At 57.4% G+C, this 19,918-nt stretch carries 17 protein-coding genes and 1 pseudogene; 9 read left to right on the top strand and 9 right to left on the bottom strand.

Annotated elements, in window-relative coordinates:
- Position 1: 1 nt before the first annotated feature.
- The 3 genes from ACXHGZ_RS02605 to chrA all read left to right on the top strand — a co-directional run bounded on the left by ACXHGZ_RS02605 (position 2) and on the right by chrA (position 2,053).
- Positions 2 to 298: a DUF1244 domain-containing protein gene (locus tag ACXHGZ_RS02605; protein WP_084857080.1), complete on the top strand. Its 297-nt coding sequence runs from the start codon at positions 2 to 4 to the stop codon at positions 296 to 298.
- The gene (locus ACXHGZ_RS02600) at positions 291 to 632 is read left to right on the top strand and encodes a HopJ type III effector protein (protein WP_084857078.1); all 342 of its coding nucleotides are present in this window, start codon (positions 291 to 293) and stop codon (positions 630 to 632) included. Before ACXHGZ_RS02605 ends, ACXHGZ_RS02600 begins: the two co-directional genes overlap by 8 nt.
- A gap of 101 nt (positions 633 to 733) precedes the next feature.
- Complete coding sequence (gene chrA, locus ACXHGZ_RS02595) at positions 734 to 2,053, top strand: chromate efflux transporter (RefSeq protein ID WP_480462247.1); 1,320 nt, start codon at positions 734 to 736, stop codon at positions 2,051 to 2,053.
- Positions 2,054 to 2,204: 151 nt separating this feature from the next.
- Here the strand turns inward: chrA and ACXHGZ_RS02590 are convergent, their stop codons facing one another.
- The 4 genes from ACXHGZ_RS02590 to ACXHGZ_RS02575 form a co-directional block, all read right to left on the bottom strand.
- Positions 2,205 to 3,113, bottom strand: a complete 909-nt coding sequence (locus ACXHGZ_RS02590) for an alpha/beta hydrolase family protein (protein ID WP_480462246.1) — start codon at positions 3,111 to 3,113, stop codon at positions 2,205 to 2,207.
- 218 nt (positions 3,114 to 3,331) lie between these two features.
- On the bottom strand, positions 3,332 to 4,543 hold the full coding sequence (gene fabV / locus ACXHGZ_RS02585) for an enoyl-ACP reductase FabV (protein ID WP_084857073.1): 1,212 nt from the start codon (positions 4,541 to 4,543) through the stop codon (positions 3,332 to 3,334).
- A gap of 139 nt (positions 4,544 to 4,682) precedes the next feature.
- Positions 4,683 to 5,216 (bottom strand): cytochrome b/b6 domain-containing protein, encoded by a 534-nt coding sequence (locus ACXHGZ_RS02580; RefSeq protein ID WP_480462244.1) that lies wholly within the window; start codon positions 5,214 to 5,216, stop codon positions 4,683 to 4,685.
- Positions 5,216 to 5,482: a PepSY domain-containing protein gene (locus ACXHGZ_RS02575; RefSeq protein WP_084857069.1), complete on the bottom strand. Its 267-nt coding sequence runs from the start codon at positions 5,480 to 5,482 to the stop codon at positions 5,216 to 5,218. Before ACXHGZ_RS02575 ends, ACXHGZ_RS02580 begins: the two co-directional genes overlap by 1 nt.
- A gap of 214 nt (positions 5,483 to 5,696) precedes the next feature.
- Between ACXHGZ_RS02575 and ACXHGZ_RS02570 the strand changes: the two genes are divergently transcribed.
- Positions 5,697 to 6,875 carry an acetyl-CoA C-acetyltransferase gene (locus ACXHGZ_RS02570; RefSeq protein WP_480463980.1) on the top strand — a complete coding sequence of 393 codons (1,179 nt, stop codon included), beginning with the start codon at positions 5,697 to 5,699 and terminating at the stop codon, positions 6,873 to 6,875.
- 71 nt (positions 6,876 to 6,946) lie between these two features.
- Here the strand turns inward: ACXHGZ_RS02570 and metE are convergent, their stop codons facing one another.
- Positions 6,947 to 9,253 carry a 5-methyltetrahydropteroyltriglutamate--homocysteine S-methyltransferase gene (metE, locus tag ACXHGZ_RS02565; protein ID WP_480462242.1) on the bottom strand — a complete coding sequence of 769 codons (2,307 nt, stop codon included), beginning with the start codon at positions 9,251 to 9,253 and terminating at the stop codon, positions 6,947 to 6,949.
- A 260-nt stretch (positions 9,254 to 9,513) separates the two neighbouring features.
- On the opposite strand from metE, the pseudogene ACXHGZ_RS02560 reads away from it, so the two are divergent.
- Positions 9,514 to 11,001 (top strand): annotated as a pseudogene (locus ACXHGZ_RS02560) (methylenetetrahydrofolate reductase C-terminal domain-containing protein); the annotation flags it as partial.
- Between the two features lie 153 nt (positions 11,002 to 11,154).
- Here the strand turns inward: ACXHGZ_RS02560 and ACXHGZ_RS02555 are convergent.
- Positions 11,155 to 11,382, bottom strand: coding sequence for a hypothetical protein (locus tag ACXHGZ_RS02555; protein WP_480462240.1), 228 nt, complete (start codon positions 11,380 to 11,382; stop codon positions 11,155 to 11,157).
- Positions 11,383 to 12,581: 1,199 nt separating this feature from the next.
- On the opposite strand from ACXHGZ_RS02555, the gene ACXHGZ_RS02550 reads away from it, so the two are divergent.
- From ACXHGZ_RS02550 to ACXHGZ_RS02535, 4 genes are all read left to right on the top strand, one after another.
- Entirely contained in the window at positions 12,582 to 12,818 is a 237-nt protein-coding gene (locus ACXHGZ_RS02550) for a type II toxin-antitoxin system RelB/DinJ family antitoxin (protein ID WP_480462238.1), read from the top strand.
- Positions 12,819 to 13,748: 930 nt separating this feature from the next.
- Positions 13,749 to 14,897 (top strand): AAA family ATPase, encoded by a 1,149-nt coding sequence (locus ACXHGZ_RS02545; RefSeq protein WP_480462236.1) that lies wholly within the window; start codon positions 13,749 to 13,751, stop codon positions 14,895 to 14,897.
- The gene (locus ACXHGZ_RS02540) at positions 14,894 to 15,697 is read left to right on the top strand and encodes a hypothetical protein (protein ID WP_480462235.1); all 804 of its coding nucleotides are present in this window, start codon (positions 14,894 to 14,896) and stop codon (positions 15,695 to 15,697) included. Before ACXHGZ_RS02545 ends, ACXHGZ_RS02540 begins: the two co-directional genes overlap by 4 nt.
- Positions 15,698 to 15,793: 96 nt before the next feature.
- A complete protein-coding gene (locus ACXHGZ_RS02535) occupies positions 15,794 to 16,867 on the top strand; it encodes an HNH endonuclease (RefSeq protein ID WP_480462233.1) in 1,074 nt (357 codons plus the stop codon).
- Between the two features lie 491 nt (positions 16,868 to 17,358).
- Here the strand turns inward: ACXHGZ_RS02535 and ACXHGZ_RS02530 are convergent, their stop codons facing one another.
- Genes ACXHGZ_RS02530 through ACXHGZ_RS02520 form a run of 3 tightly spaced genes read right to left on the bottom strand, consistent with a single transcriptional unit; the run spans position 17,359 to position 18,846 of the window.
- A complete protein-coding gene (locus ACXHGZ_RS02530) occupies positions 17,359 to 18,336 on the bottom strand; it encodes a reverse transcriptase family protein (protein ID WP_480462231.1) in 978 nt (325 codons plus the stop codon).
- Positions 18,293 to 18,619, bottom strand: a complete 327-nt coding sequence (locus ACXHGZ_RS02525) for a helix-turn-helix domain-containing protein (protein WP_480462229.1) — start codon at positions 18,617 to 18,619, stop codon at positions 18,293 to 18,295. Before ACXHGZ_RS02525 ends, ACXHGZ_RS02530 begins: the two co-directional genes overlap by 44 nt.
- A gap of 44 nt (positions 18,620 to 18,663) precedes the next feature.
- The gene (locus ACXHGZ_RS02520; RefSeq protein WP_480462228.1) at positions 18,664 to 18,846 is read right to left on the bottom strand and encodes a hypothetical protein; all 183 of its coding nucleotides are present in this window, start codon (positions 18,844 to 18,846) and stop codon (positions 18,664 to 18,666) included.
- Between the last annotated feature and the right edge of the window lie 1,072 nt (positions 18,847 to 19,918).

The following is a 19,918-nucleotide window of genomic DNA, read 5'->3' as shown; positions in this document are numbered from 1 at the left end:
CATGACCCCGCAACAACAGCTCGAACTCGAAGCCGCTGCGTTCCGACGCCTGGTCGAACACCTGCAAAAACGCACTGATGTGCAGAACATCGACCTGATGAACCTCTCCGGATTCTGCCGCAACTGCCTGTCCAAGTGGTACAAGGCCGCCGCCGACGAACGCCAGATCGAGGTGAGCCTGGATGACGCCCGCGAGCGCGTGTACGGCATGCCCTATGCCGACTGGAAGGCCCAGTACCAGAAAGAAGCCAGCGCCGAGCAACAAGCTACGTTCGAAAAAGGAAAGCCCCGTGACTGATCTCACCAGCCTGCGCGCCAGCCTCGCCAGCGGCGAGCATGTATTTGCCGATACCCTGGCCTTCGTTGCCACCCACTACAGCTACCAGCCACAGGCCTTCGACAATGGCGGCGTGGCCAACGCCGCCGGGCAGAACGAAGGGTCGTGCAAGACCCTGGGCCTGGCCTTGCTCGAAGGGTTGAGCGACCAGGAAGCGTTGCTGGCGTTTGGCGAACACTACCGCAGTGTGCTGGCCACCCCGGAGGGCAGCGACCATGCCAATATCCGTGCGCTGATCAAGCATGGGTTGGCCGGGGTGAAGTTCGCGGCGCAGCCACTGACCCGTAACGCCTGACATTACCGCCCGATCGCCGGCAAGCCGGCTCCCACTGGTCTTGTGGAGCGTGCCGGCGGTTGGGAGGGCACAGCCCTCCCCTGCCCCTTGGATAGACCTGCATGCAGACCGAGCACCCTATCCCCTTCCGCCAGGCCATGCTGTTCTGGCTCAAGCTGGGCTTCATCGGCTTCGGTGGCCCCGCCGGGCAGATCGCCCTGATGCACCGCGAGATCGTCGAGCGACGCCGCTGGCTCAGCGAGTCGCGCTTCCTTCACGCCCTCAACTACTGCATGTTGCTGCCCGGCCCCGAAGCCCAGCAGCTGGCCACGTACCTCGGCTGGCTGATGCACCGCACCTGGGGCGGCATCGTCGCCGGCGGGTTGTTCGTACTGCCGTCGCTGTTCATCCTCATTGGCCTGTCATGGATCTATGTCGTCCACGGCCAGCAGCCGGTGGTGGCCGGCCTGTTCTACGGGCTCAAGCCCGCGATCACCGCCATCGTACTGCAGGCTGCGTGGCGCATCGGCTCGCGTGTGCTGCACAACGCCGCGCTGTGGGCTATTGCCCTGGCGGCGTTCGTGGCCTTGTTCGGCCTGGGCCTGCCGTTCCCGGTGATCGTCATCGGTGCCGGGGTGTTCGGCTACCTGGGTGGGCGCTGGCAACCCCACCTGTTCCAGACCGTGCGCACCAGCGCCGGGCACCCACCGATGGCGGAGGAACCTTCGCAGCAGCCGGAGCACACCCGCTTCCGCTGGCCACGCCTGCTGTGGCTGGTGGCCTGTGGCGCTGCACTGTGGTGCCTGCCGATGGCCGCGCTGACGTTGCTGTTCGGCTGGGAGGGTACCTTCACGCAAATGGCCTGGTTCTTCACCAAGGCCGCCTTACTGACCTTTGGTGGCGCCTATGCGGTGTTGCCGTATGTGTATCAGGGAGCGGTGACCTACTACGGTTGGCTGACACCGACGCAGATGATCGATGGGCTGGCCTTGGGCGAAAGCACGCCGGGGCCGTTGATCATGCTGGTGGCCTTCGTCGGCTTCGTGGGCGGCTACGTGCAGGCACAGTTCGGCGCCGACCAGGCGTTCCTCGCCGGCGCCCTGGCGGCGTGCCTGGTGACCTGGTTCACCTTCCTGCCTTCGTTCCTGTTCATTCTGATCGGCGCGCCGCTGGTGGAAAGCACACGGCGGCAGCTGCGTTTCACCGCGCCGCTGACGGCGATCAGCGCGGCGGTGGTGGGGGTGATCCTCAACCTGGCGCTGTTCTTCGGCTATCACGTGTTCTGGCCCCATGGGTTCGGCGCGGGGGTCGATTGGCTGGCGTTGCTGATTGCGGTACTGGCGGCGGTGGGGTTGCTGCTGTTCCGCCGCGGGGTGCTGGAGGTGTTGATCGCCTGTGCGTTGGCGGGGTTGCTGGCGACGCTGTATGGGTATCACGTTTGAAGTCAGCAGGGCCGGCCCAATCGCGGGACAAGCCCGCTCCCACAGGGGCCGCAGCAACTCCGAAAATGTCGCAAGGCAGTTGCACGGCAAGTTGCAACCACGGGCCTCGTGGGAGCGGGCTTGTCCCGCGATTGGGCCGGATCAGGCCCCCTCAACCGATGACTCGTCCCGGCACCTGATCGGGCAGCCCGCCCTGCTGCAACCAGGCCAAGGCAATCGGCCACAGGCTTTCGCGGAAACGGTCGTGGAAGAAGGCGAAATGGCCGATCTCACCCGCCGCGATATCCCCAGGCGCCAGGCGCAGGTGCCGACGCTCGGCGCCTTGCAGGTACCCCAACAGACGCTCGGTGGCGGCCACGGTGCCGAACGGGTCGTCGGTCAGGCTGATCGCCAGGGTCGCCGCACGCACCCTGGCGAACGGCAGCTCGGCCAACGCCCGGCCACTGGGGCGATGCTCGTAGCGCGGCGTGCGGGTGGTCCAGTCGTGCACCACCCCGGCCGGGGTGTCTTCCATCCAGCCCAGGCGCTTGCCGGGAAAGTAGCCGCACAAGCGGGTCAGCAGCGGCATCACCAAGTGCCATTTGCCGAGCAGGCGCCAACGCTGGTCGGCTGCGTAGTCGCGCCAATAGGCGAACTGCGCGCCCACCATCACCACCCGCCGCAACCGGCTGCCGGACGGCGCCAGGCCCACCGCACAGCCGCCGAAACTGTGGCCTACCACATCCACCGGCTGGCCGGGGAAGGCTTCAGCGGCCAGGTGCAGCATGGCTTCGAAGTCCAGCCGCCCCCAGTCGCTCCAGGACGCCTGGAAGCCGCGCAGCGATGCCGGGCGTGATTCGCCGATGCCCCGGTAGTCGTAGGTCAGCACATCGAAGCCCTGGGCGAAAAGGTAGTCGGCAAAGCGCGCGTAGTAGCGGCAGCGCACCGAGGTGGCGGCGTTGATGATCACCAGCGGGCGCTGGGCGTCGGGTTCGGCATGGCGCCAGCAGAAACCGCCGAGGGTGTAGCCGTCGGCAGCGGTGTGGCGAAAGGCGGTGGCGGGTTGGATGAGGCTGCTCATGGCGCGCTTCCTGTGCTGGTGCGCCAACGCTAGCAAAAACAAGCGGCTCGTGTGGGGCTTTTCGGACCGCTCCACACGATCAAGGGTACGGTTGCACTTCACCTGTGGGAGCGGGCTTGCCCCGCGATCAAGGGCGAAGCCCTTGCCATGCAATCGCGTGGGTAGGGTCGGCCCAATCGCGGGACAAGCCCGCTCCTACAGGGACAGTGCGACCGGCGTCACAGCTCGATGCAGTCGAACTTCACGTCGGTGGCCACGTCTTCGTCGTAGTTGACGTCAGCGCGCTCGAAGCCGAACAGGTTGAGGAACTGCTTCTTGTAACCGGCATAGTCGGTCAGCTGGAACAGGTTCTCGGTGGTCACCTGCGGCCACAGGGCCTTGCAGGCGTCCTGTACGTCGTCGCGCAGCTCCCAGTCGTCCAGGCGCAGGCGGGCCTTCTCGTCCACCGGCATCGCAGCGCCATCGGCGCGGTACATGCGGTCGCGGAACATGCGGTCCAGCTGGTCCTGGGTGCCTTCGTGCACGCCCTTCTCCTGCATGATCTTGAAGACCATCGACAGGTACAGCGGCATCACTGGGATGGCCGAGCTGGCCTGGGTAACGACCGACTTGAGCACCGCCACGTTGGCGCCGCCCTTGACCTCGGCGGCCAGTTTCTTGTCCAGGCGCAGGGCGGTTTCGTCCAGGTCCTGCTTGGCCTGGCCCAGGGCACCGTGCCAGTAGATCGGCCAGGTGATTTCCGTGCCGATGTAGCTGAAGGCCACGGTACGCGCGCCTTCGGCCAGCACACCGGCGCCGGCCAGGGCGTCGATCCACAGTTGCCAGTCCTGGCCACCCATGACGGTGACGGTGTCCTGGATTTCCTGCTCGGTGGCCGGCTCGATGCTGGCCTCGATGATGGTGTCCTTGTTGGTGTCGATGGCGGTCGACTTGTACGGCTGGCCGATCGGCTTGAGCGCCGAGCGCACCAGTTCGCCGGTCTGCGGCAGCTTGCGCACCGGGGAGGCCAGGGAGTAGACCACCAAGTCGACCTTGCCGCCCATTTCGTTCTTGATCAGCTCGATGACCTTGGCGCGGGCTTCGTCGGAGAAGGCGTCACCGTTGATCGACTTGCTGTACAGGCCTTCGGCCTTGGCGAACTTGTCGAAGGCGGCAGCGTTGTACCAGCCGGCGGTACCGGCCTTGGTCTCGGTGCCCGGCTTTTCGAAGAATACGCCCAGGGTGTCGGCCTTGAAGCCGAACGCTGCGGTAATACGTGCAGCCAGGCCGTAGCCGCTGGATGCACCGATCACCAGGACTTTCTTCGGACCATCTTCGCGCACACCCTGCTTGCGGGTGGCTTCGATCTGGTCACGGACGTTGAGCTCGCAGCCCTTCGGGTGAGTCGTGGTGCAGATGAAACCGCGAACCTTGGGATGAATGATGGCCAATGTCTGTACCTCTTCAGGTTTGTGCCGAGGAAGCGCGCCGCAGGGGACGATTCCGTTTGATCAGAGGGTGAGACTACCCCCGCAGGTTATCCGACACATATTACGGAGGTGATTGGCGCGATTCAAAACAACCTGGGGGTCAGCGCTGGTCGTCCGGCAGGCGGCGACGGCCGGTGAGCATCGACAGCGGCAGGTTCTCCCGCAGGCGCACGCTCTCCACCACCGCGGCCAGCAGGTGCACGCAGACCAACGCCAGCAAAGTGTTGGCCAGCACGCTATGTACGTCCGTAGGCCAATCCACGCCCCACAGGGCATCGACCTCCTGGGACAGCCAGCCGGTCACGCCCAGCCCGACGACACAGGCAAGCATCAGCAGCATGACCAGCGCGCCGATCGGCGAATGGCCGAGGCGATGATAAGGCGCGCCCGTCATCAACGCCCTGGCGTGTGCCGCCAGCCGCGACGGCGTCGGCCAGAAGTCCGCCCAGCGCGCGCTGGGCGGCCCTACGAAGCCCCAGACCAGGCGCACGACCACGCAGGCCAGGGCGTAGTAGCCCAGCCATTGGTGCCAGTCGTCACCCTCTTCGTTGAAGAACGAGTTGGCGAAGAACACCAAGGCCAGGGACCAGTGGCAGCACCTGAGCAACGGGTCCCAGAGCCGCACGCTGGCCATCAGTCATGGATCTCGGTCTTGACCGCCTTGCCGGTCACTGGGTCGTGGTAGATCTCGACCTTGCGGCCGTCCTTGTCGAAGCCGTAGATCTCGTAGCAGTTGCCCTTGGTGACCTTGAACTTGTTGATGCGATAGCCCTGCTCCTTGAGCTGGGCCTGGAATTTCTCCTGGTCTTGCCAGGTGCTTTTGTCGGCAGTGGTGCATTCGGTGGTGGCGAAGGCGGCGCTGCTTGCGAGCAGCAGGCCGACGGCGATCAGGGTCCGCATGGTGGTTGGCTCCAGTGGAAAGCAATGAACAGAACAAGCTTAGCCAGCCGCGGCGCATTTGCCCGAGGGCCTGGGCATTCTCCACGCCCGCCGGCCATTCATTTGCTTTTCGGATCAATCGTAAAGAAAAACAAACTTAACAAATGAACCCAACCCGCCGATGCTGGTGCAATCCGCCGACCTGGCGCCCACCCCTTGCACGGAGAACAACAAGATGAACGACGTGGTCATCGTCGCCGCAACCCGTACCGCCATCGGCAGCTTCCAGGGGGCCCTGGCCACTGTGCCGGCCGTGGACCTGGGCGCTGCGGTCATCAAGCGCCTGCTGGAACAGACCCAGCTGGACCCGGCCCAGGTCGACGAAGTGATCCTCGGCCAGGTGCTAACCGCAGGTGCCGGCCAGAACCCGGCGCGCCAGGCCGCGATCAAGGCCGGCCTGCCCTACAGCGTGCCCGCCCTGACCCTGAACAAAGTGTGCGGCTCGGGCCTGAAGGCCTTGCACCTGGCGGCCCAGGCCATCCGCTGCGGCGACGCCGAGGTGGTGATCGCCGGCGGCCAGGAGAACATGAGCCTGGCGCCCTATGTGCTGCCCTCGGCCCGCACCGGCCAGCGCATGGGCCATGGCCAGATGGTCGACACCATGATCAGCGACGGCCTGTGGGACGCCTTCAACGACTACCACATGGGCATCACCGCCGAGAACCTGGTGGAAAAATACGCCCTCACCCGCGAACAGCAGGATGCCTTCGCCGCCGAATCCCAGCGCAAGGCCGTAGCCGCCATCGAGGCCGGCCGCTTCAAGGATGAGATCACCCCGATCGTGATGCCGCAGAAAAAAGGCGAACCGCTGGTGTTCGACACCGACGAACAGCCACGCCCCGGCACCACCGCCGAGGCCCTGGGCAAGCTGCGTGCGGCCTTCAAGAAAGACGGCAGCGTCACCGCCGGCAACGCCTCGAGCCTGAACGACGGCGCCGCCGCCGTGCTGCTGATGAACGCCTCCAAGGCCAAGGCCTTGGGCCTGCCGGTACTGGCGAAGGTCGCGTCCTATGCCAGCGCGGGCGTGGACCCGGCGATCATGGGCATCGGCCCGGTGTCCGCTACCCAGCGCTGCCTGGACAAGGCCGGCTGGCAACTGGCGGATGTGGACCTGATCGAAGCCAACGAGGCCTTCGCCGCCCAGGCCCTGGCAGTGGGCAAGGCGCTGGAGTGGGATGCTGCGCGCGTCAACGTCAACGGCGGCGCCATCGCCCTCGGCCACCCTATCGGCGCCTCTGGCTGCCGCGTGCTGGTGACCCTGCTGCACGAGATGATCAAACGCGATGCCAAGAAAGGGTTGGCGACCCTGTGCATTGGCGGTGGGCAGGGCGTAGCGCTGGCGATCGAGCGCTGATCTCAAGGCCCAATCGCGATCCGCGCTTGTCCCGCGATTGGGCCAGAACAGGCAACACCGGCCCCGGCGCCTTACACCTTCGCCCCACCAACCAAGCCAGCACCACGCAACTCCCGGGCGGCCGCCACCATGTTCACCAACGCCGCCTCGGTCTCCGGCCACCCGCGGGTCTTCAACCCGCAATCCGGGTTGACCCACAGCCGCTCGGCCGGAATACGCTGGGCCGCTTTGCGCAACAGCTGGACCATCGCCTCCTTGCCCGGCACCCGTGGCGAGTGGATGTCATACACCCCAGGGCCGATCTCGTTGGGGTAGTTGAAGCGCTCGAAGGCCGCCAACAGCTCCATGTCCGAACGCGAAGTCTCGAGGGTGATCACATCAGCGTCCATCGCCGCGATCGACTCGATCACATCGTTGAACTCGCTGTAGCACATGTGGGTGTGCACCTGGGTTTCATCGCGCACACCCGAGGCGCACAAGCGGAACGCTTCGGTGGCCCAGTCCAGGTAGTGCGGCCAGCCGCTGCGACGCAAGGGCAGGCCTTCGCGGAACGCGGCTTCGTCGATCTGCACGATGCGGATACCCGCCGCCTCGAGGTCCAGCACTTCGTCACGAATGGCCAACGCCAGTTGCCGAGCCTGGGCCTCGCGGCTCACATCCTCACGCGGGAAGGACCACATCAGCATGGTCACCGGGCCCGTCAGCATGCCCTTCATCGGTTTGTCGGTCAGGCCCTGGGCATAGGTGCTCCAGCCTACTGTCATGGCCTTCGGGCGGCTCAGGTCACCGACGATCACCGCCGGCTTCACGCAGCGCGAACCGTAGCTCTGCACCCAACCGAAACGCGTGAAGGCATAGCCGTCGAGCTGCTCGGCGAAATACTCGACCATGTCGTTGCGCTCGGCCTCGCCATGCACCAGCACATCCAGGCCCAGCTGCTCCTGGATCTGCACCGCCTGGCGGATTTCGTTCTGCATCGCCTCGATGTAGTCGGCCTCGGCCAGCGTGCCTTGCTTGAACGCCTGCCGCGCCAGGCGGATCGCCGGGGTTTGTGGGAACGAGCCGATCGTCGTGGTCGGAAACGCGGGCAAATTCAGCCCAGCACGCTGCTTGACGATGCGCTGGGCAAAAGGCGACAGACGCTGGCTGTCCGCCGGCTGGATCGCCGCCACCCGGGCCTGCACGGCCGGCTTGTGGATACGTGGCGAGGCGGCGCGGCTGGCCTGCACGGCGCGGCTTTGCGCCAGGGCCACGAGCACCTCCGGGGCCTGCGGCGCATCGATGGCCTTGGCCAGCACAGCCACTTCCTGGCATTTCTGCACAGCGAAGGCCAGCCAGCTTTGCAGCTCGGCGTCGAGCTGGTCTTCACGGGCCACGTCCACCGGGCTGTGCAGCAGCGAGCAGGACGGCGCGACCCACAGCCGGTCGCCCAGGCGCTCGGCAGCGTGACGCAACACGTCCAGGGCCTTTTCCAGGTCGCAGCGCCACACGTTGCGGCCATTGACCACGCCCAGGGACAGGACTTTGTAGGCCGGCAGGCGATCGAGAATCGTTGGGAACTGCTCCGGCGCACGCACCAGGTCGATGTGCAGGCCATCGACCGGCAGGTTGGCGGCCAAGCCCAGGTTGTCTTCCAGGCCGCCGAAATAGGTGGCGACCAGCTTCTTCAGCGGCGCGCGCTGCAGGATGTTGTAGACGCGCTCGTAGGCGTTCTTCCAATCCTGAGGCAGGTCCAGCGCCAGGATCGGTTCGTCGATCTGCACCCATTCCACGCCTTGGGCGGCCAAGCGGTTGAAGATGGTGTCGTAGAGCGGCAGCAGGCGCTCGACCAGCTCCAGCTTGTCGAAGTCGGCGCCCTTGGCCTTGCCCAGCCATAGGTAGGTCAGCGGGCCGATCACCACCGGCTTGACCGCATGGCCCAGGGCCCTGGCCTCGTCCACTTCCTCGAACAGCTGTTCCCAGCTCAGGGTGAAGGCCTGGTCAGCCGTGAATTCCGGGACCAGGTAGTGGTAGTTGGTATCAAACCACTTGGTCATTTCCTGGGCATGAGCACCGCAGCAAGTATCGCTGACGCCCCGGGCCATGGCGAAGAGGGTGTGCAGGCTGGGCTTGGCATCCTGTTCTGCGCGAAAACGTGCCGGAATCACGCCGAAAGTCAGCGAATGGGTGAGCACTTGGTCGTACCACGCGAAGTCGCCGACCGGCAGCAGCTCGATACCCGCGTCCTTCTGCACCTGCCAGTGCGCGGCGCGCAACTCGCGGCCCACCGCGCGCAGGCCGGCTTCATCCAGCTCGCCCTTCCAGAAGGCCTCCTGGGCCTTCTTCAGCTCGCGGTCCCGGCCGATACGCGGAAAGCCCAGGTTGTGCGCCAGTGCCATGTCTTGTCCCTCAGAAACGTAAAAATGAATGAGGGGGATTTTCCTAGGCACGCATCCGTGAGACAAACTCATTTAATTTAAGGACAACTCAAGATTTTCTCATGATGCCCCACCCTATGGGCGCAGGCTTGCCCCCGCGATAGGACCCTCAAGACCAACCCCATGTCTCATTCAAAGCAATTCCCTACGCATCCGGACATCCCCCAACCTCCGCCCTGCCCCACAATGCCACGGTGCCCAAACCAGATACCCGACCGCCCATGAGCCAGCTGAAAACGGCGCTGCACGACAACACCTTCGTCTGCGTCATGGAGTTCGTCCCCAAGTCCTCCAGCGAGCGCTTCGCCAGCATCGAAGCCCTCATGGCGCGCAAGCACCTGTGCGGCTGGCCCATGACCGTGGCTATCGCCGACCGCGTCGGCAGCCCCTTCGAAATGTCGCCGCTGGACGCCTACAGCAGCTTCCGACAGCCCCATCCCACCCTACTGCACTTCTCCGGCAAGGACCGCGAACGCCATCACCTGCTCGACCAACTGCAGCAGATGGACGCCGCCGGCCTCGACCAGCTCTTGCTGCTGACCGGCGACCGCCTGCCCGGGCACGTCCCCGGCCAGCGCCCGGTGCGCTACCTCGAGTCGGTTTCCGCCCTGCAGATCGTCCGCCAGGCCCGCCCCGACTGGCTGCTGGGCGCTGGCATGCACCCGTTCAAGTACCGCGAGGAAGAAGGCGGCGCCCAGTACTTCAAGGCCGAAAAGAAACTCGCTGCCGGCGCGGACTTCCTCGCCCTGCAGCTAGGCTTCGACGCCAGCAAGCACCTTGAAGCCCTCCAGTGGATGCAGCGCCAGCCCAACCCCAAGCCCCTGATGGCCTGCGTGATGGGGCTGACCTTGGGCCGCGCGAAGATCTTCGAGCACGTCGCCGGCATCGTCGTCACCCCCTCCATGCACGACCTGCTCGCCGCCGAAGCCGCCGTCTCCAAGGCCCACGCCCAGGCCCGCAGCCTCGAGCGCCTGGCCCTGCAGATCATCGGCCTGCGCCTGATGGGCTATGCCGGCATCCACCTCTCCGGCATCCACGACCTGGAGCAACTGCAGGCCCTGGAAAACGCCATCAACGACTGGCAGGCCCGCCTCCAGTCACTCGAACAATGGGCCCCCGCCTGGCACGCCTGCTGGCAAATGCCTGGCCTGCCCGCCGTCACCTTCCACCCACCCGGCGCCAACTGGCGCCTGGGTGAGTCCCAGGTCACCGCCTCGCCCAAGGAAACAGCGCGTTACCACCTGCTGCACGGCGCGCATTCATTGCTGTTCAGCCGCACCCACTGGCTGAGCCAGGCCTTCGGCTGGGCCGTGCAACGCCCCCTCTGGGCAACGCCCACCGGCGCCCGCGTGCTCCATCGACTGGAGCGCAGCGTGAAAAGGCCATTGCTGGGCTGCGACACCTGCGGCCGCTGCCGCCTGGAAGACACCCTCTACATCTGCCCCGAAAACTGCCCCAAAGGCCTGGCCAACGGCCCCTGCGGCGGGACCACGCTCAACCGCTGCGAGTTCGGCGACCGCGAATGCGTGCACAGCGTGAAATACCGCACCGCCAAAGCCGTGCAACAAACCGCCGTGCTGACCGAACGCCTCATCCCCTGCATCGAAGAAAGCACCCGCCATCGCAGCTCATGGCCAACCTGGTTCGAAGCTCCGGCCGCTGCGCCCCTATGTGGGAGCGCGCTGGCCCCACGATCAGGCCCTCAGGCCGAACCCAAATCGCCAACCCAGCCGGCCAGCGACCGAGCAGGAACACTACCCCCTCCCCAAAAACAACGCTGCCCCCTGTAGGAGCGGGCTTGTCCCGCGATGGGCCGCACAGCGGCCCCATCTCCGCCAAACCCACTATTTCAGCGCCAACACCTACACCTTGTCCTCTGCCGGCTCCTCACCCAGCAGCTTCCCGCACTGCTCACCCGCCAAACGGCTAATGATCTTGATCGCCTGATGAATCCCCGCCGTGGCGCGGAAACTCAGTTGCGGCTGGTGATCACATTCCAATCGCTCGTCGTGATGCACCAGCGATTCGCCGAGCAGTTCGAGGGTCCAGACATAGCTCTGGAGGGTGGCAATGCGTTCGTGCTCAGTCATGAGACACCTGCCTTTGCGCAGGCTTTGGGTTGCCCTGGGTATGGATGGGGTAGAAACGGTGCGGTTCAGGTGCCGGCGAGGTTAGGCGGCGGAGAACGGATGCGAGGATCCGCGACGGACTTATGATGGTCATGCATGAGGTCCTTTTCAGTTAATGCACCACGCCAACCGTCGCCAAACGATTAGGGTGGCAGCTGTACGCAGGTTGGCGAACCGAGGAAAAGGAACTCGGCAGACCCGAAGGTCTCCCACGCACAGCCGCCATTACACGAGACTGCGGACACAAAAAAAGCGCCTGCAATCGTGATCTGGGCGCCGATGCGCCTTTTCGTTCGAGTCGCCAAACCCGGTCGCGGAATTGGCCGCGACCCGGGCAATTTATCCCTGTGTTTCAGCAAGCGCAAGGTCTAGCCTGTCTGAAAGGGTCGGGATCTATCGTAGGAAATGGCTCGATAGCATCTGGTTATGATCGCCGCCGTGCAAGGAGCAAACCTCGTCTCCTAGGTGCTTCTCGTATTGCCCAACAAAAATCAACAGAGTGGGTTGCTGTGCAGCCACTGCTAGTGAGAACAACACGGACAGCATCAAGCCGCTAATGAATCGACTAACGATGGCCACAATGAGGTCATAAAGAAATTTACGCATGGGGGAAGTCCCGTTTCGTTAAGGGACTCCCATTAAATTGTCACGCCCCACGTGCCAGAACCACCCGGGCGCATTTTTTTCGCCGTTCTGAAGGCCGCCAATGCAGATACCCTAGCGTGCCACCAGCGGGTTGTTCCAAGAGGCTTGTTACCCTTCATGACCAAGCAAGTCAGGGTGGCAGCAATACGCGGGTTGGCCGACCGGGACGAAAGGGGCCCGGCACACCGAAGGTGTCCCGCGTACCACCGCCATGACACGACCTTAGAGGCAGCGAAAGCGTCTGCTGGGGCGGGTTATACGATTTTGCAGGTCCATCGAAATGTATCGCCGAGGCGTAGGACGATCAAACAATAGGGTGACAGCCGGACGCAGATTGGCGAACCGAGGAAAAGAACCCGGCAGACTCAGTCTCCCGCGCCTGGCCGTCATCAACAGTCCCCAGCAGGCTATCGCGAGCAAATTGGGTAGCGGTTCAATGGCAAGATAACAGGCTTGCCCGTGGGGCCGCTTTGAATCAATGTAAAAAGCAATGTCTTTGCAGCGAGGCCTATTCCGTGGCATCAATCAAGGTTCGTATCGACGAGGATCTGATAAAGCTTGCCTATCCGAAGCTTCAAACGCTAGGGGTGACGCCATCTGAACTGATGCGTCAGGCGTTGCGATATGTGGCTGAACATGGGCAATTGCCTTTCGAGCTAGCTCAATCAACAAAGGAAGAAATTCAGCTTGCTAAGATCCGCGACCGCATCGCAACTCCTCAGCGAGTAAAGGTTTCACTGGAGGACTTATAAGGTACGTAGGTCGGCAGCGGAAAAACGGGCAAAAAAAACCGCACTAGGCGGGTTTCTTTCTTGGCGCCAGATAACAAAAGTTGTCACTGGCCAATCTGTATGGTGCCGGAGACAGTCGGACGGTTGTTGGTCGGGAGGGCCCGGTTTTCGCGGGGCTGGAATTTAGTGGATTTTTTGATGTACCTCATAGGGTATCTATAAAAAAATCAGCTATTTATGGCCTTCAGTGGAATCGAATCGAGATTTTTGGGACTTTAGTGAGAGCTACTACCACCCGTTTCAAATCCTATAGAACGGCAGAAAACGACCAATAAGCTGCCCCTCGTTATCTCCACAACGCCTCTGCGCTTTTTCTAAAGCTCAAATTACGCATAAATCCAAGCGCAACAACTTCCGTATCGTTGCGATGAGCAATCATCTCCAAGTTTAGAGATTGATCAATCTACTGCATGGTTTTCCAGAGCTTCAGCTTGCAACTATCTGGAATATCCATCGCGTCTCAACCATCCCCGTGTACTACTGGTTTGGGCAAAGGATAGAAATCCAATGGTGGGGGAGCGCAACGGCTGCCCTGCTAGGGCCTAGCTTTTGCCCTCCTGACACACCCCATTGGATTTCGGTTTTGCGGTGGGCTTGCCCTCAGAGCAAGGCTGCCGAGCCATCCTTCTGGTGCTTGAACGACTGTCCGTAACAGACCCCAGATTGGCATACCAAATCCGATGGGCCTTTCTCATGAAGCAACATGATGAGGATGAGAGCCAGTACCCTGCCTGCGTAGGCTGCCCAGGTTAGGAAGGAGAGGTAGCGCAGGTGGAACCATGACCCTCTGACACCGATGGACGGCATGTGGTGCCGTAAAAAAATTACGGCAGGCCGGTTAAGGCTACGATATGATGCAGGATAATTGTGTGTTGACTCGGAGATTTTAACATGTTGAAAAAATTCGCAGTCAAAGGTTTTAAGGGTTTTCGTGATCTCTTTACTTTTGATTTGACGCAAAAAAATGATTACCAGTTCAATGTAGATGCAGTTGAAAATGGGGTAATTAGAAACAGTATCGTTTATGGGAAAAATGGTTGCGGGAAAACCAACCTAAGTTATGCCTTATTTGACATAGTATATAATCTTGGCGCTAAGCAGACAAATACCAGGCAGTATTCAAAAAATTATTTAAATGCAGCCAACTCTGAGCGAAAGTCTTGGTTCAGCTACACATTCAAATTCGGGGACGACGAAGTAACTTATATCTACGAAAAAGAATCGGCGACAAAAATCCTGAAAGAAACTGTAGTAATCAATGACAAAACGTGCATCATCGCAGACCGAAGTGGTCCTGTGGAAATAATGATTGACTTGCCTGGCACTGAGACTCTGAACAAAAACATAGGCGAAATTACTGATCTTGCTGGCACCTCCGTTTCGATTGTCTCTTACATACGTTCCAATACAATCCTTCCAGACACAGGTAATTCGGCAATCTTCAAAAAGTTTACCGATTTTGTACATGGAATGTTAATGGTTCGATCAATCGAGGGAAATTTTTATGCTGGATTGGTCGAATCCGATAAAAGTATATGCGAAGATATTGCTGAGAGAGGAAAGACTGAAGAATTTGAAGAATTCCTCAACAAGAACGGCATAAAATGTAAGCTTGTCGAAATTTCCGATAATGACGGAAAAAACATTGCGTTCGACTTTGATGGAAGCCTCATCCCATTCGCCGAAATAGCATCTACTGGCACGCGCACATTAGGCCTGTTCTACTTCTGGTTTATACGAATTCAAGAAATTGGCCGAATCAGCTTGGTATGCATAGACGAATTTGACGCATTCTATCATCATGAGTTGTCGATCAATGTAGTAGAGCTACTTAAAAAATCTGGCATCCAAGTTATTTTGACCACCCACAACACTGCCATCATGAGCAATGACATTTTGCGAGCTGATTGTTATTTTGTGATGGATGAAACTCGTATCGTTTCTCTTGCAGATACTACTGACAAGGAAATAAGGCAAGCCCATAATCTTGAAAAAATCTACAAAGCTGGCGGCTTTAGTTTGGCGAATGGCAGAAAATGATTAGTTCAGAGCATATTCTATTTGTTTTCGAAGGTGAGAGAACAGAAAAAGATTTCACCCGAAAATTCATTGAATACTATTTTTCCGAACCCCAGGGAAAGGTAGTAACTACTGCATTCTGTGGCGAGATTTACCAACTCCTCGAAAAGATGACGGACGATTTCGGGCTTGGCAGTATCGACTTATTTCCGCTTTTGCAGGAGATTCCTCAAAATAAGTTTCTGCAAGATTTCAAACGAGATCAGTTCTCACAGATTTACTTGTTTTTCGATTATGACCCTCATGCCAGTACCGCGAACGATGACAAGCTGAGAGAGATGTTAGCGTTCTTTGACCAGGAGACTGGTAATGGAAAGCTGTTCGTTAGCTATCCTATGGTCGAAGCCACTCGTTGTCTACATGAGGATTGTAGCTACGATTGTTTCGCCAATTTGGCCGTGCCCCTGCAATATGGCCAAGCGTTTAAAGGCTTTTCGTCTGATTACGCTTCCCATACATTCAGGAGAGTTGTGTCATGGCCACGCCAATACTGGGATGAAATTATCATAAGACATTGTGAAAAAGCCAACTTTATATCCACGGGCCAAACAGGACTACCAGAGAAACCTATTGCTTCACAAAGCATCTTTGAAGGGCAGCTACGTCACATCGGAGGCAGCGGACATATATATGTATTGAGCTCTTTTCCAGTGATGTTTGCCGACTACTTTGGAATGGCTTACATTCGAGGGTTTGCTCGTGGAATAGCCAGTGGAAATAATTGCCCTCATCGCACCCTACTTGATAGTTTGATTTCATAATAGGCATGACTTCAGAAAGAGAACTGGTGGGGTTTTCGAGTCAAGCCCGATTCATTGCGACCGATTAACCCACCAATTCAGTTGAGGAAAGCTTGGATGCACATGCCTGCAGCGATTAAGCAAACCGGTGAATATCTGACTCAGGAATCTGAAGAAATGGATTTATTGGAACGAATTCTTTTTTATGATAATGGGTACGAAATTATTGCAAATTACGACGTAGGTCATGGCGTAAAAACACATCTAGATGATAAAGGGATTTGCCGATTTTGCGGACTGGCTCATCCCTATACTAAATTCAGCAATGAATCGCATGCAGCTCCTGAATTCTTGGGCAATCATCAGTTAATACTGAATTCGGAATGCGATAGCTGCAATAAGTACTTCTCAGACCATCTTGAAGACAGTCTTGATAAATACACTCGACATCACCGAACGATAGGCCAAATCAAAGGAAAAACTAGAAAAGTTCCCAGTTATAAATCCAAGGATTGTCGAGCTAGACTTGATGTAAAGAATGACGAAAACCCTAGGATTTTGGCTCGCCGGGATGAGCCTCATTTCTCGTTGAATACTGATACAAGAACCGCCACATTGAGATTTCAGATACCTGCATACATCCCTGTGGCTGTCTATAAAGGGCTTGTGAAAATCGCACTATCAATAATAGATAGAGAAGAATTGTTGGATTTTACTGGCGCCATTAAATGGATTAGGGAACCTGACCACACATATATCAAGGACCGTCCATTGCAACCACTGCAGATACTCAAGGGATATGTGCCTGGCCCACGCCCCTTCCCGAAACTTAAATTGATGATTTACAAGAAAAAGGACCTTGTTTCTTTACGCTTTAAATATATGTTCTTGATAGCATTCGGCAATGTCGTATACCAACTGATAATTCCGTCAAATGATGATCGTGCTTTACCGCTCAGAAATCTGGGTTTTGTAGCCATACCCATCCCTCAAGAAATGATATCGAAATATGGTCGTGTGGAGTGGAAAGTCATTGATTTGGAAAAAACGACAAGAACAAAAAGCTCCGAAGAAGAGATTAGCTTTTCCTTCGCACGAATTGAGGAAAAGCCTGAGTTTATTGGGATGAACCTAAAAGACCTAGGCTATAAATTTTCTACGCCCGAGTCTCATGATAATTCAAAGCATTGATTTTTGTACAGACCAACTAATATAGGGAATCTTTTTTAGGCTGATGATTCCCTTTGACGGATTGCTCAAGGCAGGCAGCAACTGTGAAAAACCACGTATGCGAAGAGCACACGAAGGTCAACGCTAAACGCAAAGTCTTGAAATGTTTAGATCCCCAAAAATGATCGGACAGACCCAGTATTTATATATCGACCAAGTTCTGATGATAGTTGGTATGACAGTCTTTTCGAGCTGATTACTGAAACGATCTAGACGGCCGTCTTAGCTTCTGTTGCTGGAGGGCATAACAGCTGTAACCAGCCCTGCCTAGTACCGTACACCTAACTCTGCCTAAGCACGCTCTTATTAGTATTCGATATCATTCGTCTGGACTAACATATCAGTCTTCTAATGCTCGACCCGACGACCGCTTCTCATTGCTGTCATCGACTTGGCCGCAAAACGCAAATTTCGTCGCTTGTGCGCAGCTGATCCTTGCGACGAGTACGCCCCTACTTTAAATTCAAACTATTTCTGGCCAAAAGCGCTTTATGCTTGAATTTAGGATCAAGATATGAAGCCTCGTTAAGCACACCAGCTAGTTTTTCCATTAGTTTCTGTTCGCTAAAACCGTATCGATCAATTTCCCCATTGATGGCGGCCTCCAACCTTCTTACTGATACAATCCTTGCGTATGGCACGTGAACTTTATTGTTGATAATTACTGTTCCAGTCACGTGCTTAGGCTGTTTTTCAGTAAAAATCCGGGTTTTCTTATCATTGATAACATGACCATGTCGCCTGACCACTGACTTCACCTCTCTCTCAAGAGATCGCGGAATTAAGTCACCAGAGAATGTCAGATCGTCCACATAGCACGTAAATATTAGGCCATGCTTTTCTGCGAGAGTATTTAACTCATCATACATCGGACGAGATGAATGAAGTGCAAGTAGCGGACTGAGCGGACTTCCAGTTGGCAAACAATTTCGAAAAGTTGTCAGCGCGGTAAGGATTCCCGATACGTCGCCCACGCAATTCATTTGAGTTGAAAAAAATTCGTTAACATGAAAGCTTTTGACCTGACCGTAAAAATTACTCAAGTCAAAAGTTGCTACAGTCTTCGATTTTTCATGAGCTAGTGCATTTGACCGATAGGAGCGCTTTTTGACTCCAGCGTGTGCGTAACCTGGATGTTCCATTCGTTGCAAAAGCTTAAGTATACGCTCATGGATAGCCCGCAGCTTACGAGCAGGCGTCTGTACAAGCCGTCTCTTGGTTACCTTTTGTGAAAAAGGATTATAATCTTCCAATAGAGTAAATTCCCGGTAGTTTTCATTACTACCAAGAATAGAGTCTATTTCCTCTTGCTCGCTATCAAGCACATGATATAACTTACCTGGAGATGTTAGCTTGTACAGTGCGCTCTGATTTATTGGGTAAAGCTTAGAAGATTTTCGCTTTCTTACCGAAATTTTTAGCGGTCTCATTCCTAGCCTGATTCCATTCAAATATTGATACTATTTTTTTTGCGACATGCATCCTGAACTTGTCACTTGGCTTAGCACCCTCTAAGTTCTCCGAAAAAAACAATATCGATGAGAGAGGAATGTCAAACTGCTCGCTGTATCTGGACAATATGTCCATGGTTGGTTGTTTTTTTCCTGACTCTATCTCGGATAAATAGGAGTTGGAAATTCCAAGCCGGGCAGAAAGGTCTGATTGAGAAACGTCGTAAAACGTACGGATCAGCTTAAGCGCTTTATTTAACATGGCGAATGCCTATAGTAGAGCTGGTGAAAACAGCGGGGTAGGTCTTATTCAGAATCGATTCCGAGGAAGCTAAGGATTTTCGGCCCGTATTTATCGATCAGCGTGCAGAGGTTTACGAAAAACCGTACTACCTGCCAACCAGCCATGAAAACCTTTACAACGCTCCACTTCTTCTTTTCTGGACTGACCAGACATTGCTCTGCGGTTTTTTCTTCACTCTTGTGCATCTTTCGAAGCTCCTATCTAGGTTATGACACACTTATGTGTGCCTCTCGGGCATAACCAGATAGCAAGTAGTGAAACGGGTTGAGCAATGCTTTTCCCCCTCCGATACACCGGCTTCGTCGCTCTCGACGAAGCCGCTTTTGTCCTTGAAGGTGTGGAGGCGCCTGACGCGGCATTCCGCCTTCTCCGGCCAAGGGTTAGAGACCTAGGTCTCCACGGTGCTTTGGCACCAACAGCAACGAGATGAGTCTCCGTCCGCCGGACAAATATGCGAAATAAATTCGCAGGTGTCAAACATTTTTCGCTGACAGCGAAAAATAATCGCTAGATACGAAACATTTATTTCTATAAATATCAATAAAATCAATCTGATAGATCAAAAAACCTCTTTTGGATCTGTCCCTGTGAGGGTGTATTGGTGTACAACCTAAGGATCTAGGCAGTACCTGCAGGCATTCCCACTCAGCCTCAACCTAACGGTTCAAGCGATCTGCTTAGTGGGTTCACGGTCGCGGCCTTGCGGCATGAATTTCGAACCTCTGCGCGCTGCATACCTACGCCTTACTCGGACTTCGGCAATTTCATGCACCGATCAACACGAAGCTTCGCCATGATTCTGTTGGCGCTGAACAATCTGTTTTTGCAGTAATGGCAGCTAGATCACCGCGCCTAACCACGTCGCGCAGGCATTCCGCGCATTATTGATGCCAGGCCACTCATTCGGATGGCACCACTTCACGAGTGCCTGCCACCTGTCACAGTGCGCCTTGACCGTGCCGTAGTGGCCACCGCCGAACATGTCTTTCAGCGCCTGAGGTCCTGCGTAACTCAATTGCCTGCCGTAGCCGAAATTACGGCCATCACGTCTACCACCAATGCCATGTCGGTCACCTCATCTTCCGATCTCCGATCCTCGCCCCACGTCATCCCGCCAAGGATGCTGAGTGTTATCAGGGATCAAGGCCCCTGCGACCTGTGGGGATGTCCTCTACGCGGGACTGGCGGCTCCTTACGTCCGGGAGCAAGGGCATCTCATGATCTGGCCTCCTGAGCACCGTTACCGGTAGGCGGGTG

It is taken from the genome of Pseudomonas shiyinii, from assembly GCF_056725765.1.
This window is presented reverse-complemented; position numbering and strand designations above follow the sequence as displayed.

Bases quoted from the DNA above. Each gene is read 5' to 3' on its own strand.
- ACXHGZ_RS02605 (WP_084857080.1), top strand. From the start codon at position 2: ATGACCCCGCAACAACAGCTCGAACTCGAAGCCGCTGCGTTCCGACGC.
- chrA (WP_480462247.1), top strand. From the start codon at position 734: ATGCAGACCGAGCACCCTATCCCCTTCCGCCAGGCCATGCTGTTCTGG.
- ACXHGZ_RS02590 (WP_480462246.1), bottom strand. From the start codon at position 3,113: ATGAGCAGCCTCATCCAACCCGCCACCGCCTTTCGCCACACCGCTGCC.
- ACXHGZ_RS02580 (WP_480462244.1), bottom strand. From the start codon at position 5,216: ATGGCCAGCGTGCGGCTCTGGGACCCGTTGCTCAGGTGCTGCCACTGG.
- ACXHGZ_RS02575 (WP_084857069.1), bottom strand. From the start codon at position 5,482: ATGCGGACCCTGATCGCCGTCGGCCTGCTGCTCGCAAGCAGCGCCGCC.
- ACXHGZ_RS02570 (WP_480463980.1), top strand. From the start codon at position 5,697: ATGAACGACGTGGTCATCGTCGCCGCAACCCGTACCGCCATCGGCAGC.
- metE (WP_480462242.1), bottom strand. From the start codon at position 9,253: ATGGCACTGGCGCACAACCTGGGCTTTCCGCGTATCGGCCGGGACCGC.
- ACXHGZ_RS02555 (WP_480462240.1), bottom strand. From the start codon at position 11,382: ATGACTGAGCACGAACGCATTGCCACCCTCCAGAGCTATGTCTGGACC.
- ACXHGZ_RS02545 (WP_480462236.1), top strand. From the start codon at position 13,749: ATGTTGAAAAAATTCGCAGTCAAAGGTTTTAAGGGTTTTCGTGATCTC.
- ACXHGZ_RS02540 (WP_480462235.1), top strand. From the start codon at position 14,894: ATGATTAGTTCAGAGCATATTCTATTTGTTTTCGAAGGTGAGAGAACA.
- ACXHGZ_RS02535 (WP_480462233.1), top strand. From the start codon at position 15,794: ATGCACATGCCTGCAGCGATTAAGCAAACCGGTGAATATCTGACTCAG.
- ACXHGZ_RS02530 (WP_480462231.1), bottom strand. From the start codon at position 18,336: ATGAGACCGCTAAAAATTTCGGTAAGAAAGCGAAAATCTTCTAAGCTT.
- ACXHGZ_RS02525 (WP_480462229.1), bottom strand. From the start codon at position 18,619: ATGTTAAATAAAGCGCTTAAGCTGATCCGTACGTTTTACGACGTTTCT.
- ACXHGZ_RS02520 (WP_480462228.1), bottom strand. From the start codon at position 18,846: ATGCACAAGAGTGAAGAAAAAACCGCAGAGCAATGTCTGGTCAGTCCA.